Origin of the sequence: Enterobacter sp. Ap-1006 (assembly GCF_011752835.1) — a bacterium.
Lineage (GTDB): Bacteria > Pseudomonadota > Gammaproteobacteria > Enterobacterales > Enterobacteriaceae > Cedecea.
The window spans coordinates 428,182-442,570 of record NZ_VWWU01000003.1 but is presented as its reverse complement, the minus strand read 5'-3'; the positions used below and the strand labels follow the sequence as shown (position 1 = coordinate 442,570).

Below are 14,389 nucleotides of genomic sequence, written 5' to 3'. Positions count from 1 at the left end.
CGGGGATAAGTATAGCACCGCTTTTTTACTTTGCTGGTGAGGGTAATACCTATCAAACCGATAGTAAGAGAAAAATGGAAAAGATTAATTTGTTATTTAACAGCTGGTTATTGAGTGTTCTTAATTTATGTCAAAAATCATGAATAAATATGACGGCGAAAAGAAAATAATTCTTATTGAGTATTACAGTTGGCGGGAATATAAGTGCTTGATTACGGATACATCATTTAATGCGGCAATTATCACCGCATTAAATGCAGGGCAACAGATTAATTTATGTCGACGTTTTTAATCTGTGCTTCGCGTTTCATGGTCAGCGTTGATCCCACCGATGCTGCGATGATGGAGAGCAGAGCCAGCCATTGTACCAGGGTCAGATGCTCCCCGAGGAACAGCATACCTGACAGGGCCGCAAGGCCAGGCTCAAGGCTCATGAGTGTGCCAAAGGTGCGGGTAGGGAGTCGGGTTAACGCAATCATCTCCAGCGAATAAGGCAGCGCCGTGGAAAGCACGGCAATCGCCAGGCCGACGGGTAGCAGCGACCACTGCAGCAGCGAGCTGGTGGCTTCCCAGGCGCCCAGGGGGACAAAGATAATGGCAGCAATCAGAGAACCAAACGCGACCGTTGCCGGGCCGTGCTCAGCGCCCGCTTTTTGCCCGGCAATAATGTAGATAGCCCAGCAGGCACCGGCCCCGAGGGCGCAGGCAGCACCGGTCAAATCTACCTGGGAGATGTCCTGGCCGAGGGGAAGCAGGAACCACAGTCCGGCCACCGCCAGCACCACCCAGATAAAGTCCACGGCACGGCGTGAGCCAAAAAGCGCCACGGCAAGCGGCCCGGTAAACTCCAGCGCCACCGCGATGCCCAGCGGCACCGTGCGCAGAGAGACATAAAAGAGGTAATTCATGCTGCCCAGCGCCAGCCCATAAAACAGTAAAGGCAGGCGTTGCTCCGGCTTAAAGCGCAGGCGCCAGGGTTTAAAAATCACCGCGAGAATAAGAGTGCCTAAAAACAGGCGCAGCGAAGTGACGCCCTGGGGACCGATTAGTGGGAATAATGATTTCGCCAGCGAGGCGCCGCTTTGAATCGAGGTCATGGCGATAAGTAAAACTACGATCGGCAGCCAGCGCGGCATATTACGGGAGGTTTGCGGCATCCTGTACCTTGTCAGTATTTGTCTATGTTTGGTCAAGAAAATAAAAGTCTGCCCAGTCTAAAGGATTAAGTTATGGCTGGTTGAACTTTCATTAAGAAAAATTCTCATGGCGTGGAGTACGATCCGGGGGCTTTTGTCAGTTTGTGTCAAAAATAATTCCAGAATTATCTGAATGACGATGTTATTAAAGGGATTAAAATTTGCCGTCGCGAAGCGGTATTTTCCTGATTTTTTAGTGATTTAGCATGTAGTGGAAATGTTATGTTACAGGAAAAAGATCGTTAGACAACACAATTGGCGAAGAGTTTCTGTCATGGTTTTGTTATATTTAAAACTTAGGACTTACTTGAAGCACATTTGAGGTGGATATTATGAAAAAAATTGCATGTCTTTCAGCTCTGGCCTGTGTTCTGGCCGTCTCCGTAGGTACCGCATCTGCAGCAACCAGCACCGTAACCGGTGGCTATGCTCAGAGCGATATGCAGGGCGTTGCTAACAAAGCTGGCGGTTTCAACCTGAAATACCGTTACGAAAATGATACCCCGCTGGGCTACATCGGCTCCTTCACCTACACCCAGAAAAGTGACACTTCTAACGACGTGTACACCAAAGGTCAGTACTACGGCATCACCGCTGGTCCTGCTTACCGCATCAACGACTGGGCAAGCATCTACGGTGTAGTGGGTGTTGGCTACGGTAAATTCCAGGCGACTCAATTCCCTGGCGCTCACGATTCCGTTAGCGACTACGGCTTCTCCTACGGTGCTGGCCTGCAGTTCAACCCAATCGAAAACGTTGCTCTGGACTTCTCCTACGAGCAGAGCCGTATTCGTAGCGTTGACGTTGGCACCTGGATCGCTGGCGTAGGCTACCGCTTCTAATATCCCTTTCGGGATAGAAATAAAAAATCCGCCCAAGTGGCGGATTTTTTTTATCGGTTAACCGACAAAAGTTAACGTGTCCTGGTCTCAAACATATCCGTCTGCAGATGAGTATAGTCCACTTTCTTCAGGTTGAAGTTGGTTATCCAGACGGGCCCGGCCTTTTGCTCGGAAATAAATTTGTACTTCGGCGTAAGCTCTTTCGCCTTAATCCCCGTCCACGCAGAGAAGAAGTTGAGGAAATCATTGGCGCTGCGGCGTGCTTTGATTAGCCGGTGTGCGGTGTCATCGCTCGACAACACCATGAATGGTACCTGGAAATTTTGCTGGAACTTATCGTCGTGCGCCAGATATTGCACGTCGGTGCCGCGCTCTTTGAACGCCAGGCCGTGGTCGGAGAAATAGACCATTGAGAAGCTGTTCCCGGTGTTTTGTAACTGCAGATAAAGCTGTTTTAGCAAGTCGTCGGTTTGCGTCATGCTGTAGAGATAGCAGGATGTCTCTTTAGACTGCACAAAATCTTTGTATTTCCCCTGAGTGCGATCGCAGGCCTGCGGGTGCGAACCCATCAAATGCAGCACAATCAGCTGCGGCGTGTTGCGTTGAGTAGCAAACACCTGGGCCGTCATTTTTAACAGGGCTTCATCGCGAGTGTTTTTATCCGCCTCAAAATCCCCATTTTTCAAAAACTGCACTTCGTCCGCGCGTTTGGCGATGCTGGCGATGGCGGTATCGTATTCGCCGATTTGGCCCTGGTTTGAGAACCACCAGGTCTGGAAGCCCGCGCGGTTTGCCAGGGTAACAAAATTGTCCTGATACTGGGGTTTGCCGTCCACGACCCGGTTCAGCGTCAGCCCCAGCGATTTTTGCGTTGAGCCGCTGGCGGAGACGTAGTCCATAAACAGATTGCCTTTGACCTGGCTTGCAAAGGGCGTGTTGTCCCAGTGGCCGCCAAAGGCTCCCAGCGCATCGCGGCGGGCGCTCTCGCCAATCACTACGACGTAGGTATGGTATTTAGGCTGCACCGACACTACGTTCCAGGAATCTTTTTGCTGCGACAGTTCTTTCATGCGCGTCTGCTCCTCGATAACTTCGTGGTTGTTGACCACGACATCTTTCACGAAGCGCACCACCGGGTAGCCAGTATCTTTAAATTTAAACACGCCGCCGTAGGCAAGGTTGGTTACCGGTGTGACAAAAAAACAGACCACGCTGACGGCGAGACATAAGCTATCGAAATGACCCCAGGGGCGTTTTTCTTCACGTTTGCGGCGCAGCGCCATCACGCCAAGGGCGAGAATAAAGAGAGAAACCACGTAGCTGTACCACGGGAAGATGGTCATGATTTCCGTGGATTCTTCAAAGTTGGTTGAATGCAACGCCAGCAGGGTATTGAAGTTGGGTGAACCGTAGGCCTGGCCGAACGGGAAGTACATTGCTGCCACGAGGCTGCAAAGCCCAAGCAGGATTTTCTGGACGCCGGGAGCGGTGCGCCACAGCAGCATAAGGACGCAGCTAAAGGCAATGGCGTAAAGCAGGCTGAAGGCATAGCCCAGCGCGAAGTTTATCAGCAGAGACTGCAGAAAATAGAAACCAGCCCACGGATTCAGCGCGATTCCGCGCGCAGTCAGGGTATCTTTAACCGTTACATTCATCTTTATTATGGTCTTGCAAAACGCCATGCGGTGACCCTGGCGATAAGGGCAGAGCCTGCCTGACAGACGGAAACGAAGGGGAATTGCACCGCATCTGCGAGCCGCTTCATGTGCAGGGCTGCAAGAAGATAGAGCCGTAAGATAAGAATATCAACTGATAACAGAGCGAGGTTTTGCGAAGCTGATTGCAAATCCAACAAATGATGGGGTTAAAGCTCGGCCAGAGTAGCCATTAACGGGAATTTTGCAGGGGAATTGTGACAAAAGGATGATCGTTGGCGCGGAACGCTGAACAAAGTCGCCAGGCGGCGTGGCCTGGCGTTATTGTTGTTTTTCTTCTTTCTGCTGGGGTTTACCGGCAACCCAATCACAAATCATGTTCAGCAGCATTAAGCGTACCTGGAAGGGAGATTGTGTAAACACGTTGATGCACCTCTTAAATTCGTTCATAGCGTCCTCCTGTTAGCCGTGCGACCGTTTTTCCGTAAACAAGCCTGACTGCATTACATACAGGTATAGCACAGGCTATATTTTATAGCCATGGCTATTTCGTTAATTTTTTGTGGATGAGCAATGCTGGTTTACAATAAAGCCTTCCGTCGTCAGATGACGACGCCGCGCCACTGGAAGAGGAAGCACTATGAGCCGTCGGGCAGGGCAAAAGAACAGCGAAAAAGTGACGCCATTACCGAATATTGAAGAGCATGTTGAGGGCTTCAGGCAGGTACGCGAGGCGCACCGCCGCGAGTTAATTGATGATTATGTTGAGCTGATTTCGGATTTGATTCATGAAGTGGGTGAGGTTCGCCAGGTAGATATGGCGGCTCGTCTCGGCGTTTCCCAGCCGACGGTTGCCAAGATGCTAAAACGCCTGGCGTCCGTTGGGCTGATTGAGCAGATCCCATGGCGCGGCGTTTTTTTAACGCCGGAAGGTGAAAAACTGGCGCAGCAGAGCCGGGAACGGCACCAGATTGTTGAAAACTTCTTCCTCGCGCTGGGCATCAGCCCGGAGACCGCGCGTATTGATGCCGAAGGTGTGGAACACCACGTCAGCGAAGAGACGCTGGAGGCTTTCCGCAAATTCAGCGCAGAGCGGGGTATCGGTTAAACATGCTGCTGCGTCTTGCGCAGCCGTTCCTGCGCGATCGATTCCTGCATTTATTGTTGTTAATCGGCGTCGCCCTGAGCCTGGCGGTGCCGTTCCGCCCGGCTTTATGGCCCGCCGCCATAGACTGGCACACCATTATTACCCTGGCCGGGCTGATGATGTTGACCAAGGGCGTGGAGCTGAGCGGGTATTTCGACGTGCTGGGCCGCAAGATGGTGGCGCGCTTTGCCAACGAGCGGCAGCTGGCGCTATTTATGGTTACGGCAGCGGCGGTCCTGTCGACCTTCCTGACTAACGATGTCGCGCTGTTTATCATTGTGCCTCTCACCATCACGCTGAAAAAACTCTGCTCGGTGCCGGCCAGTAAGCTGATTATTTTTGAGGCGCTGGCGGTCAACGCCGGCTCTTTGCTCACGCCTATCGGTAACCCGCAGAACATCTTACTGTGGGGGCATTCCGGGCTCTCTTTCGGCGGTTTCACCTGGCAGATGATGCCGCTGGCGCTGGTCATGACCGCCAGCTTGCTGGTGTTGGCGTGGCTTTGCTTCAAGCCAAAACCGCTGCGTTACCACGGTGAAGTGAATGACAGCCGCTGGCAGCCTAAGCTGGTCTGGTGCTGCCTGGCGTTTTACATCGTCTTTATTCTGGCCCTGGAGCTTAAGCTTGAGCTTTGGGGGCTGGGGCTGATTGCGCTTGGGTTCCTGGGGCTGGCGCGCAAAGTACTGCTCAGTATCGACTGGAGCCTGCTGGTGGTATTTATGGTGATGTTTATTGATGTTCACCTCATCACCCAACTTCCGGTGCTGCAGCACTCGCTTCAGGGCGTGGCGCAACTCTCTTCTGGCGAGTTGTTTGGCCTGGGTATTTTGCTGTCACAATTCATCAGCAATGTGCCTGCCACCATTTTACTGCTGAACTATGTGCCTGCTTCGCTGCTGTTGGCCTTCGCGGTCAATATCGGCGGTTTTGGCCTGTTGCCGGGTTCGCTGGCGAACTTGATTGCCCTTCGTATGGCCAACGACCGTCGGATCTGGTGGCGGTTCCATCTCTATTCTCTCCCTATGTTGCTTTGGGCCGCGCTGGTCGGCTACGGCTTATTACTGCTTTTACGCTAGCGCCCACTCAGGCAGAAACAGGCAAGGAATGAGCAGAAATCCCCCATTCCAGAATCTCGCGCGACGCGTATAACTGGCAGTCCGCACTCTTCCTTCCTGAAATCCTGAACATGAGGTACCGCTATGCGTTATAAAAAATTAGGAAATACCGGCCTGTTTGTTTCAGAGCTTTGCCTGGGCACCATGACTTTTGGTGGTGAAGATGGAATCTGGGGAAAAATAGGCCAGCTCGCGCAAAATGATGCCGACAAGCTGGTTGGACGCGCGCTGGAGACCGGGATTAACTTTATTGATACCGCCAATGTTTACTCCGGCGGGCGTTCGGAAATCATCACCGGCCAGGCGCTGAAAAACCTTAATGTGCCGCGTGAGAATGTGGTGGTGGCCACCAAAGCATTCGGCGAAACAGGCACCGCCGGGCCGAACTCTCGAGGTTCATCGCGTTTTCATCTGCTAAATAGCGTCAAAGATAGCCTGCAGCGGCTGCAGCTCGACTATATCGACCTGTACCAACTGCACGGTTTTGACCCCGCGACGCCGATAGAGGAAACGCTGCGGGCGCTGGATTCGCTGGTACAGCAGGGGCTGGTTCGCTACATAGGTGTTTCCAACTGGGCGGCCTGGCAAATCATGAAGGCTCTTGGGATTTCCGAACGCCTGGGACTGGCACGTTTTGCCTCTCTGCAGGCCTATTACACCCTTGCCGGGCGCGATCTGGAGCGGGAGCTGGTGCCGATGATGCAAAGTGAAGGCGTCGGCCTGATGGTGTGGAGTCCGCTCGCGGGCGGGCTGCTCAGCGGCAAGTACGACCGCGACGGGAAAGCCGAAACCGGCAGCCGCCGCCTGGAGTTTGATTTCCCACCGGTAAACAGGGATCGCGCGTTTGATTGTGTGGATGTGATGCGTGACATCGCCGATGCCAAAGGCGTTTCTGTGGCGCAGATTGCGCTGGCCTGGCTGCTGCATCAGCAGGCGGTGACGACGGTCATCGTGGGCGCGAAGCGCATTGAGCAGCTTGAGGACAATATCGCTGCGACGGGCGTTCAGCTTAGTGCGGACGAGGTTGACAGGCTGAATGCGGTGAGTGAGCTGCCGCGCGAATATCCGGGCTGGATGCTTGAGCGGCAGGGTGAGTATCGCCGGGAACAGCTGAAGAATCAGTCATAAATCGGGAATAATTTAGCCCTCACCCCGGCCCTCTCCCGGAGGGAGAGGGGGAAAACAAGCGATGCGATAAAACTATCGTTTCAGCTTCAAATGCAGCAAAGGGAAAGGATTCCCTTCACCGTCGAGTTCAGACCGCCCGGTCCGGGCAAATCCCATATGCAGATAGAAACCTACGCCCTGCGGATTCTGCTCATTAACATCCACCTCATCGACCTGCAAATGTTCAATGGCATACTGCAGAAGCTGTTTGCCCACGCCCATGCCACGGCTTTCAGGCGAAACAAACAGCATTTCAATCCGATTTTCGTGGCAGCCGATAAAGCCCAGAGGCTCACCGGTTTTGCCGGCTGCCAGCAGCATCGGGATCTGTGGCATGTAGAGTTCGCGCACCTGCGGCTTTAACGCCCTGATATTTTCTTCAGGTAAAAAATCATGCGTGGCGCGAACGGATGCTTCCCAGATTTCCACCAGCGCATCAAAATCCGCCGGGTTTGCTTGTCTTATCGTTAACATTCTTGTTCCAGAGGTCGTTAGTTAAACGGCGCTTCTTTCTTCAGGATCTTGTCGATCACATCCAATACGCCTTGTTGATTGCAGTGTCCGGCGTGGTAGCTGGCAATGCGTTTGATTTTGTCCGGGGCGTTGGCCATCGCAAACCCGTATTGCGCCTGAGTCAGCATCTCGATGTCGTTGCCGCCGTCGCCAAAGGTCACCACTTCGCTGTCCTGGATACCCCATTTTTCCTGCAGGATCCGTAGGCCGTTAGCCTTATGAATCCCCGGAATAATCAGGTCGATAGAGCCGTGCCCGCTGGTGACCGGCACCATAATGCCTTCCAGCTCTGCGCCCAGGGCGGTCATGGTTTCATCGAGCTGGCTGTCCGGCAGGTTCAGGGCAAACTTGAAGAACACGTCGTCGAGGCCGGAGAAGTTTTCCACGTGCTCAAGGCGGTGATAGTACTTCGCCGCCAGCGCTTTAAAATCGTCACTATAGCCGTTGAGGGTATAACCGTTATGCTTGCCGCAGGCGATGATCTCCACGTGCGGCAGGGTCAGCAGGTGATCGACCACCGTGTTGAACTCTTGTCTGGTCAGCTCGCCGTTGAACAGATCTTCGCCTTCGCTGACCACCCAGCCACCGTTATCGGCGACAAAAGAGATCTCGTGGGCAATCTCCGGGAAGAAGGAGATAAGCTGGAAATACTGGTTCCCGCTGGCCACCACAAAGCGGATGCCTTGCTCTTTCATCTGCTGGTATTGCGCGGCAAAGCGCTCGCGGTTGTAGGTTTTTTCGTCATTAAGAAAAGTGCCGTCCATGTCTACTGCAATAAGTTTGATGCTCATTGAACTCTCCATTATTCAGTTTCTAAAGTCTGCCCGGAAGATTGCCCCGGTTTGGCCACCGCGCGGGCGACCAGGGCCGCAATCACCATCAACGTCAGCACGACTAACATGGCCTGGCGCAGCCCGTAATGCTCGCCGAGGAAGCCCAGCAGCGGCGGGCCGACTAAAAAGGCCACATAGCCCGAAGCGGCAACAACGCTGACGCGGCTGGCCGGATCGGGGCCGGTATCACCCGCGGCAGAAATGGTCAGCGGGAAGCCCAAAGAGGTGCCCAGCCCCCACAAAATCACCGACACGCCGGCAAGGAAGGCATTGTCGACAAACACAATGGTGCCGATGCCAATAATGCCCATGATCGCACAGGCGCGGACCACAATAACGCGGCTGTAGCGGTCAATAAACCAGCCGCCGGTGAAGCGCCCGACCGTCATGCCGAGGGTAAAGCCTACGTAGATAAGCGACCCGGAAGTCGGGCTAAAGCCGTGCCCGTCCACCATCAGCAGCGGCAGCCAGTCGTTGGCCGAGCCTTCGGCAAAGGCCATCGCCAGCACGACAAAACCAATCAGCAATAGCTGAATATCTTTGTAAAACGGGCGGTGCGGCTCGTGGGCTTCGGTTTTCTCCGGGTTATCTTTGCCCACGCCGTGCGGCACGGCGATAAGCGCGATGGCAATCGGCGCAATGGTCAGCAGACCAATCAGTAGCAGGTGCCCCCAGGAAACGACGTTCCACGCGGTCAGGGTCAGGCCAATTCCGGCGCCCACCAGCGTCCCTAAGCTAAAGAAACCGTGCATCATCGGCAGCACCGTTTTCTTCATCAGGCTCTCAATAATGGCACCTTCAACGTTCATGGCCACTTCTGATGAGCCCATACCGCTGCCGAGCAGCGCCAGGCCGAAGGCAAATAGCACAGGGGAAGCAAGGTACAGCGCGAAGCTCATCATTAGCATTCCGGCGACCATCAGCGTCATGCCGCTGCGAATAATGGTGCGGGTGCCAAAGCGTTTCACCAGCCAGCCGGAACAGAGAATACCGCCCATTGACCCTATCGACAGGCCAAACAATACGATGCCCATGCCGGCCGTCGAGACACTGAGCGTATCGCGGATGGCAGGTGTGCGTGTGGCCCAGGATGCCATCACCAGGCCCGGAAGGAAGAAGAAGGTGAATAACGCCCAGGTACGGAGCTGTAAGGCTTTTCTCTGCGAAACAGACATGAACAACAACCAGTGAAAGAGAAACAGGGGAGCAGACTAGCAAGCTTGTGTACATTTGTACACATCCCGGTATAGACTCTTTGTCATACTCTAAATTCAGGTAGGTAATGATGAGCAAAGCCCCGCGCCGGAATGACCCCGAACGTCGCTCGCGTATTTTGCAGGCGACGCTGGATATGGTGGTAAAGCACGGTATCAGCGATATCACGCACCGCAAAATTGCCGCTGAGGCTGGCGTTTCGCTGGGGTCAATGACCTACTATTTTGCCGGGATTGAATCGCTGCTTTGCGAAGCGTTTACCCTGTTTGCCCATCAAATGTCGGATAGCTACCGGGAGCGTATGCAGCAGGCTACCAATCGCGATGAGGCCTGCGAAGCGATTGTCGATATGATTTGCGGCGGCTGCGTGGCCACGCCGTATAACATGCAGGTGATGTACCAGCTTTATGCTTATGCCAGCTGTAATCCGAAGCTAAAAGACATCATGCAGGAGTGGATGATTCGCAGTCAGCAGGCGCTGGAGCCGTTTTTCGATCCGCTAACCGCCCGGGCGCTGGATGCTTTCCTGGAAGGCATGACGCTGCACTACGTCACAGATCGTGAGCCGATGAGCCGCGACGATATGCGGGTGATGGTGCGCAGGATTGTAGGGGCAGGGGATGCAAAATAAAGCGAGTGGAGGGGGTAGTAAGGGTTTGTTATTGAAGCCTTAAAAAATAAAAACCCATCAACCTTGAACCGAAAGCGGCGGGGTTGATGGGCTCCACAAATTGGGGACATCAAAGAAAAGCAGTGGCACTAATTCAGACTGACGCCCCGAAAGAAAGTTCGCTCAGGTATAAAAAAAAAGTATTTTTCTTTGTCTGTGGTTGCGATCACAAACCTGGCCATATCACGACAATTAATGTACCGGCCAGTGTTAACAACACGTTAGCGATGGCATAGGTTCCGGCGTACCCCAGCGCAGGAATGTTGCTGCGGGCGGTGTCGCTGATGATTTCCATCGCTGGCGCACAGGTTCGTGCCCCCATCATTGCGCCGAACAGCAGCGCACGGTTCATTCGCAGCACATAGGCGCCGAACAGGAAGCAGATAATCACCGGCACCAGGCTCACGATAAGGCCGGAAATCAGCATCTGGCCGCCCACCGCGCCGAGGCCGTTGCTGATCCCGCTGCCGGCGCTCAGACCAACCCCCGCCATAAACACCATCAGGCCGAACTCTTTCACCATGTTTAGCGCACCCTGCGGAATGTAGCCGAAGGTTGGGTGGTTGGCGCGCAGGAAGCCAAGCATGATGCCCGCAAACAACAGGCCAGCGGCGTTCCCGATGCCGAAGCTGAACGAGCTGAACTGGAAGGTGACCATGCCCACCATCAGGCCAATAACAAAGAAGGCGCAGAAGGCCAGCAGGTCGGTTATCTGGCTGTGAATGGAGATAAAGCCGATGCGCTCGGCAACGGTTTTCACGCGTCTGGCATCGCCGCTGACCTGCAGGACATCGCCTTTGTTCAGCACGATATTGTCGTCGATGGGCATTTCAATCTGGCTGCGGATTACTCGGTTCAGAAAGCAGCCGTGGTCGGTGAGCTTGAGCTGCGCCAGGCGACGGCCCACGGCATTGTGGTTTTTCACCACAATTTCCTCGGTGACGATGCGCATATCCAGCAGATCGCGGTCGAAAACCTCTTTGCCGTTTCTGAAGCTTGGGTCGAGGCGCGAGTGAGAATCCGGGTAGCCCACCAGCGAGATTTCATCACCCATTTGCAGCACGGCATCGCCGTCCGGGTTAGCCAGAATGCCGTTGCGGCGAATACGTTCGATGTAGCAGCCGGTCTGGCGATAAATACCCAGTTCGCGCAGATTTTTACCGTCGGCCCAGGCAACCAGCTCAGGCCCGACGCGGTAGGCGCGGATCACCGGGAGATAAACTTTGCGGCTCGCGTCAGTATCCAGGCCGCGCTCGCGGGCAATTTGCTGGGCGCTGGTCTGCAGATCCTGATGCTGCAGCTTCGGCAAATAGCGAGCCCCAACAATCAGACTGACCAGGCCAATCAGGTAGGTCAGGGCATAGCCGAGGCTCAGGTTATCCAGCGAGGTCGCAAGCTGCGCGGCGGGGATGTTTGAATGGCGCAGGGTATCGCCCGCTCCGACCAGCACGGGCGTGGAGGTCATGGCGCCCGCGAGCATACCGGCTGTCAGGCCAATGTCCCAGCCAAACAGTTTGCCCAGCCCCAGCGCAATTAGCAGGGCGCTGCCAACCATCACCAGGGCCAGCATCAGATAATTTTTGCCGTCGCGGAAGAAAATAGAAAAAAAGTTTGGCCCGGCTTCGACGCCTACGCAGAAAATGAACAGCATAAAACCCAGATTTAGCGCGTCGGTATTGATCGAGAAATGCTGTTGCCCGAGTAATAAAGAGACCACTAAAACACCAATGGAATTACCCAGTTGCACCGGACCGAGGCGTAATTTCCCCAGGCAGAGTCCGAGCGTTAGTACAACAAATAACAAAAGGATGTAATTCCCGTTTAACAAATCTGCGACGTTTATATTCACGAAGGCTAACTTCTTGTTTACCAGTAAGCTATTGAAAGAGATAGAGTTATGCGCTAAGGTTTTGACGGTTCCGTCAGCGACGACCGGCAAGTTATCACGCATATAAATATCTCACGCGACGACCGAATTTCAGCCGCTAGTTTAATCTTTCTCTGTATCAGCGGCTAGTAAGAATATTGTGCTAAATGTGGCAATGCTTTATCGGCACGGATGGCCAGGCATTATCAAATCGGGTAAAGACGCTGTGGGATTTTCCGGCAGGGTATTTTCGAGCAAAAGCAGATGTCAGGAGGTAAAATGCACAGACGCGCGCAAAGGTGGTTGGGAATTACCTGCTGCTTCGTGCTCTTTATTCTGGTTTTTCTTTCGCTGCGCCTGGATGTGATGGGGCAGTTTATTGCCACCGGGCATTATGAGCTTGGGCTGCTCTTTTTCCTCTTCCCGGGGGCCGCGGCCAGCTTTTTTTCACAGGGCGATAGAGTGGTCAAACCGCTTGTGGGAGCGATGCTTGCTTCGCCGTTTTGCCTGTTGATTGCCCACCTGTTTTTCCCCGTAACGCGTTCTTTCTGGCAGGAAATGGCCTGGGTGCTGAGTGCGGTATTCTGGTCGTCCCTCGGCTCGCTGTGTTATCTGCTGGTTATAATGTGCCGGAGCCGCACCCATAAAAAAACCGACTCCTGAGAGTCGGTTTTCTGCATTCTTAAAACTTACTGCGCGGTCTGGAACAGGTTCAGATGTTCTTTCGCGTAAGCTTCAAAATCGGTGCAGCCGCCAATGTGCTTCTGATCCAGGAAGATCTGCGGCACGGTTTCAACCGGTTTGCCCACGGTTTTTTCAAGGTCAGCTTTGGTAATGCCTTCGGCGTGGATGTCAACATAACGGAAGTTGAAGTCATCACGCTCGGCGGTCAGTTTCTCAGCCAGTTCTTTAGCGCGAACACAATATGGGCAGCCAGGGCGTCCAAAAATTACTGCAAACATGCTCTCTCCTCAGTTTTTATGGCCGATACGAACCGGCGAATGCGTTTATAATGCCGATATCCGTCACATTTTTAAAGAAGGTCGTGCCTGTTAGTTCGATGCCCGTAGGCTATCTGCGCTGAAAGGGCGTGGCGCGGACTCGATGATAGCTGGCCTGAACACAGGAGGTGCCGCTATGCGCGCGGTCGGATCGTTACCCAAATCGGTGATTGTGCTGGAAGCGGTGGGGATAGGTTTTTTGGCGCTCGCTTTTCTCTCGCTGCAGGGATACCTGACGCTGCCCGCACCTGTGGCCACTGCCACGGCGGCCATAGTCATGGTATTTATTGGCCTTGGGCTGATGCTGCCGGCGGCAATAATCATGACGTGGAATATTGCTCAACGTCTTGCCCCGCAGCTGACGCAGCCTGATTCTGCTTCAAAACTCTCTGATATAAAAAAGCCAAAGGAAAATCACGATGACGCCGACCATTGATCTGCTCCGTTCCCACCGCTCAATTCGTCATTTTACCGGTGAACCTATTACCGACGAGCAGCGCGAAGCCATAATTGCCAGCGCACAGGCGGCCTCGACTTCCAGTTTCCTCCAGTGCAGTTCAATCATTCGCATCACGGATAAAGCGCTGCGCGAGCAGCTGGTGCCGCTGACCGGCGGGCAAAAGCATGTGGCGGAAGCCGCCGAGTTTTGGGTGTTCTGCGCCGACTTTAACCGCAATCTTCAAATCTGCCCGGACGCCCAGCTTGGGCTGGCGGAACAGCTGCTGCTTGGTGCGGTCGATACCGCGATTCTGGCGCAAAATGCGTTTACCGCCGCAGAGTCTCTGGGGTTGGGCGGCGTTTATATTGGCGGTATCCGCAACAATATTGAAGCGGTGGGAGAGCTGCTGGGCGTGCCGAAATACGTGTTGCCGCTGTTTGGCCTTTGCCTGGGCTGGCCTGCCGCCACGCCGGATATCAAGCCGCGTATGCCGGCTGCGATGCTGGTGCATGAAAACCGCTATCAGCCGCTGAACAGGCCGCTGCTGGACGAGTACGACGAGCAGCTGGCGCAGTATTATTTGAGCCGGGACAGCAATACCCGGCGCGACACCTGGAGCGACCACATCAGCCGTACCATCATTAAAGAAAGCCGGCCTTTCATTCTGGATTACCTGCACAAGCAGGGCTGGGCGACACGCTAATTCACGCGGCTGCCTGGCCATCAAAG

16 protein-coding genes are annotated in these 14,389 nt (G+C 54.1%); 8 read left to right on the top strand and 8 right to left on the bottom strand.

Going from position 1 to position 14,389, the window contains the following annotated elements:
• Positions 1 to 269: 269 nt before the first annotated feature.
• Positions 270 to 1,157, bottom strand: a complete 888-nt coding sequence (gene rhtA, locus F3J28_RS10285; protein WP_008461030.1) for a threonine/homoserine exporter RhtA — start codon at positions 1,155 to 1,157, stop codon at positions 270 to 272.
• 371 nt (positions 1,158 to 1,528) lie between these two features.
• On the opposite strand from rhtA, the gene ompX reads away from it, so the two are divergent.
• On the top strand, positions 1,529 to 2,038 hold the full coding sequence (gene ompX / locus F3J28_RS10280) for an outer membrane protein OmpX (protein WP_008461031.1): 510 nt from the start codon (positions 1,529 to 1,531) through the stop codon (positions 2,036 to 2,038).
• A gap of 71 nt (positions 2,039 to 2,109) precedes the next feature.
• Here the strand turns inward: ompX and F3J28_RS10275 are convergent, their stop codons facing one another.
• Entirely contained in the window at positions 2,110 to 3,693 is a 1,584-nt protein-coding gene (locus F3J28_RS10275; RefSeq protein WP_166875547.1) for a phosphoethanolamine transferase family protein, read from the bottom strand.
• A gap of 321 nt (positions 3,694 to 4,014) precedes the next feature.
• Entirely contained in the window at positions 4,015 to 4,143 is a 129-nt protein-coding gene (gene mntS / locus F3J28_RS10270; RefSeq protein ID WP_008461033.1) for a manganase accumulation protein MntS, read from the bottom strand.
• Positions 4,144 to 4,333: 190 nt separating this feature from the next.
• Between mntS and mntR the strand changes: the two genes are divergently transcribed.
• The 3 genes from mntR (at position 4,334) to F3J28_RS10255 (ending at position 7,083) form a co-directional block, all read left to right on the top strand.
• Positions 4,334 to 4,801: a manganese-binding transcriptional regulator MntR gene (mntR, locus tag F3J28_RS10265; protein WP_008461034.1), complete on the top strand. Its 468-nt coding sequence runs from the start codon at positions 4,334 to 4,336 to the stop codon at positions 4,799 to 4,801.
• Between the two features lie 2 nt (positions 4,802 to 4,803).
• Positions 4,804 to 5,916 (top strand): SLC13 family permease, encoded by a 1,113-nt coding sequence (locus tag F3J28_RS10260; protein WP_166875544.1) that lies wholly within the window; start codon positions 4,804 to 4,806, stop codon positions 5,914 to 5,916.
• Positions 5,917 to 6,039: 123 nt separating this feature from the next.
• Positions 6,040 to 7,083 carry an aldo/keto reductase gene (locus F3J28_RS10255; RefSeq protein ID WP_166875541.1) on the top strand — a complete coding sequence of 348 codons (1,044 nt, stop codon included), beginning with the start codon at positions 6,040 to 6,042 and terminating at the stop codon, positions 7,081 to 7,083.
• Between the two features lie 72 nt (positions 7,084 to 7,155).
• Here F3J28_RS10255 and F3J28_RS10250 read toward each other — a convergent pair whose 3' ends face one another.
• The 3 genes from F3J28_RS10250 to F3J28_RS10240 are packed head-to-tail and all read right to left on the bottom strand — an operon-like array spanning position 7,156 to position 9,643.
• The gene (locus tag F3J28_RS10250) at positions 7,156 to 7,596 is read right to left on the bottom strand and encodes an acetyltransferase (RefSeq protein ID WP_166875539.1); all 441 of its coding nucleotides are present in this window, start codon (positions 7,594 to 7,596) and stop codon (positions 7,156 to 7,158) included.
• Between the two features lie 17 nt (positions 7,597 to 7,613).
• A complete protein-coding gene (locus F3J28_RS10245; RefSeq protein WP_166875536.1) occupies positions 7,614 to 8,426 on the bottom strand; it encodes a Cof-type HAD-IIB family hydrolase in 813 nt (270 codons plus the stop codon).
• Positions 8,427 to 8,437: 11 nt separating this feature from the next.
• Positions 8,438 to 9,643 (bottom strand): MFS transporter, encoded by a 1,206-nt coding sequence (locus tag F3J28_RS10240; protein WP_039301447.1) that lies wholly within the window; start codon positions 9,641 to 9,643, stop codon positions 8,438 to 8,440.
• A gap of 110 nt (positions 9,644 to 9,753) precedes the next feature.
• Here F3J28_RS10240 and F3J28_RS10235 point away from each other — a divergent pair, with 110 nt between their 5' ends.
• A complete protein-coding gene (locus tag F3J28_RS10235) occupies positions 9,754 to 10,314 on the top strand; it encodes a TetR/AcrR family transcriptional regulator (RefSeq protein WP_166876573.1) in 561 nt (186 codons plus the stop codon).
• A gap of 205 nt (positions 10,315 to 10,519) precedes the next feature.
• Here the strand turns inward: F3J28_RS10235 and F3J28_RS10230 are convergent, their stop codons facing one another.
• The gene (locus F3J28_RS10230; protein WP_166876571.1) at positions 10,520 to 12,202 is read right to left on the bottom strand and encodes an aspartate:alanine antiporter; all 1,683 of its coding nucleotides are present in this window, start codon (positions 12,200 to 12,202) and stop codon (positions 10,520 to 10,522) included.
• A gap of 297 nt (positions 12,203 to 12,499) precedes the next feature.
• On the opposite strand from F3J28_RS10230, the gene F3J28_RS10225 reads away from it, so the two are divergent.
• Positions 12,500 to 12,883: an inner membrane protein YbjM gene (locus F3J28_RS10225; protein ID WP_166875533.1), complete on the top strand. Its 384-nt coding sequence runs from the start codon at positions 12,500 to 12,502 to the stop codon at positions 12,881 to 12,883.
• A gap of 26 nt (positions 12,884 to 12,909) precedes the next feature.
• Here F3J28_RS10225 and F3J28_RS10220 read toward each other — a convergent pair whose 3' ends face one another.
• Entirely contained in the window at positions 12,910 to 13,182 is a 273-nt protein-coding gene (locus tag F3J28_RS10220) for a GrxA family glutaredoxin (RefSeq protein WP_008461049.1), read from the bottom strand.
• 175 nt (positions 13,183 to 13,357) lie between these two features.
• Between F3J28_RS10220 and F3J28_RS10215 the strand changes: the two genes are divergently transcribed.
• Positions 13,358 to 13,657, top strand: coding sequence for a YbjC family protein (locus tag F3J28_RS10215; RefSeq protein WP_166875530.1), 300 nt, complete (start codon positions 13,358 to 13,360; stop codon positions 13,655 to 13,657).
• Complete coding sequence (gene nfsA, locus F3J28_RS10210; RefSeq protein WP_008461053.1) at positions 13,641 to 14,363, top strand: oxygen-insensitive NADPH nitroreductase; 723 nt, start codon at positions 13,641 to 13,643, stop codon at positions 14,361 to 14,363. Before F3J28_RS10215 ends, nfsA begins: the two co-directional genes overlap by 17 nt.
• Positions 14,364 to 14,389: the final 26 nt, after the last annotated feature.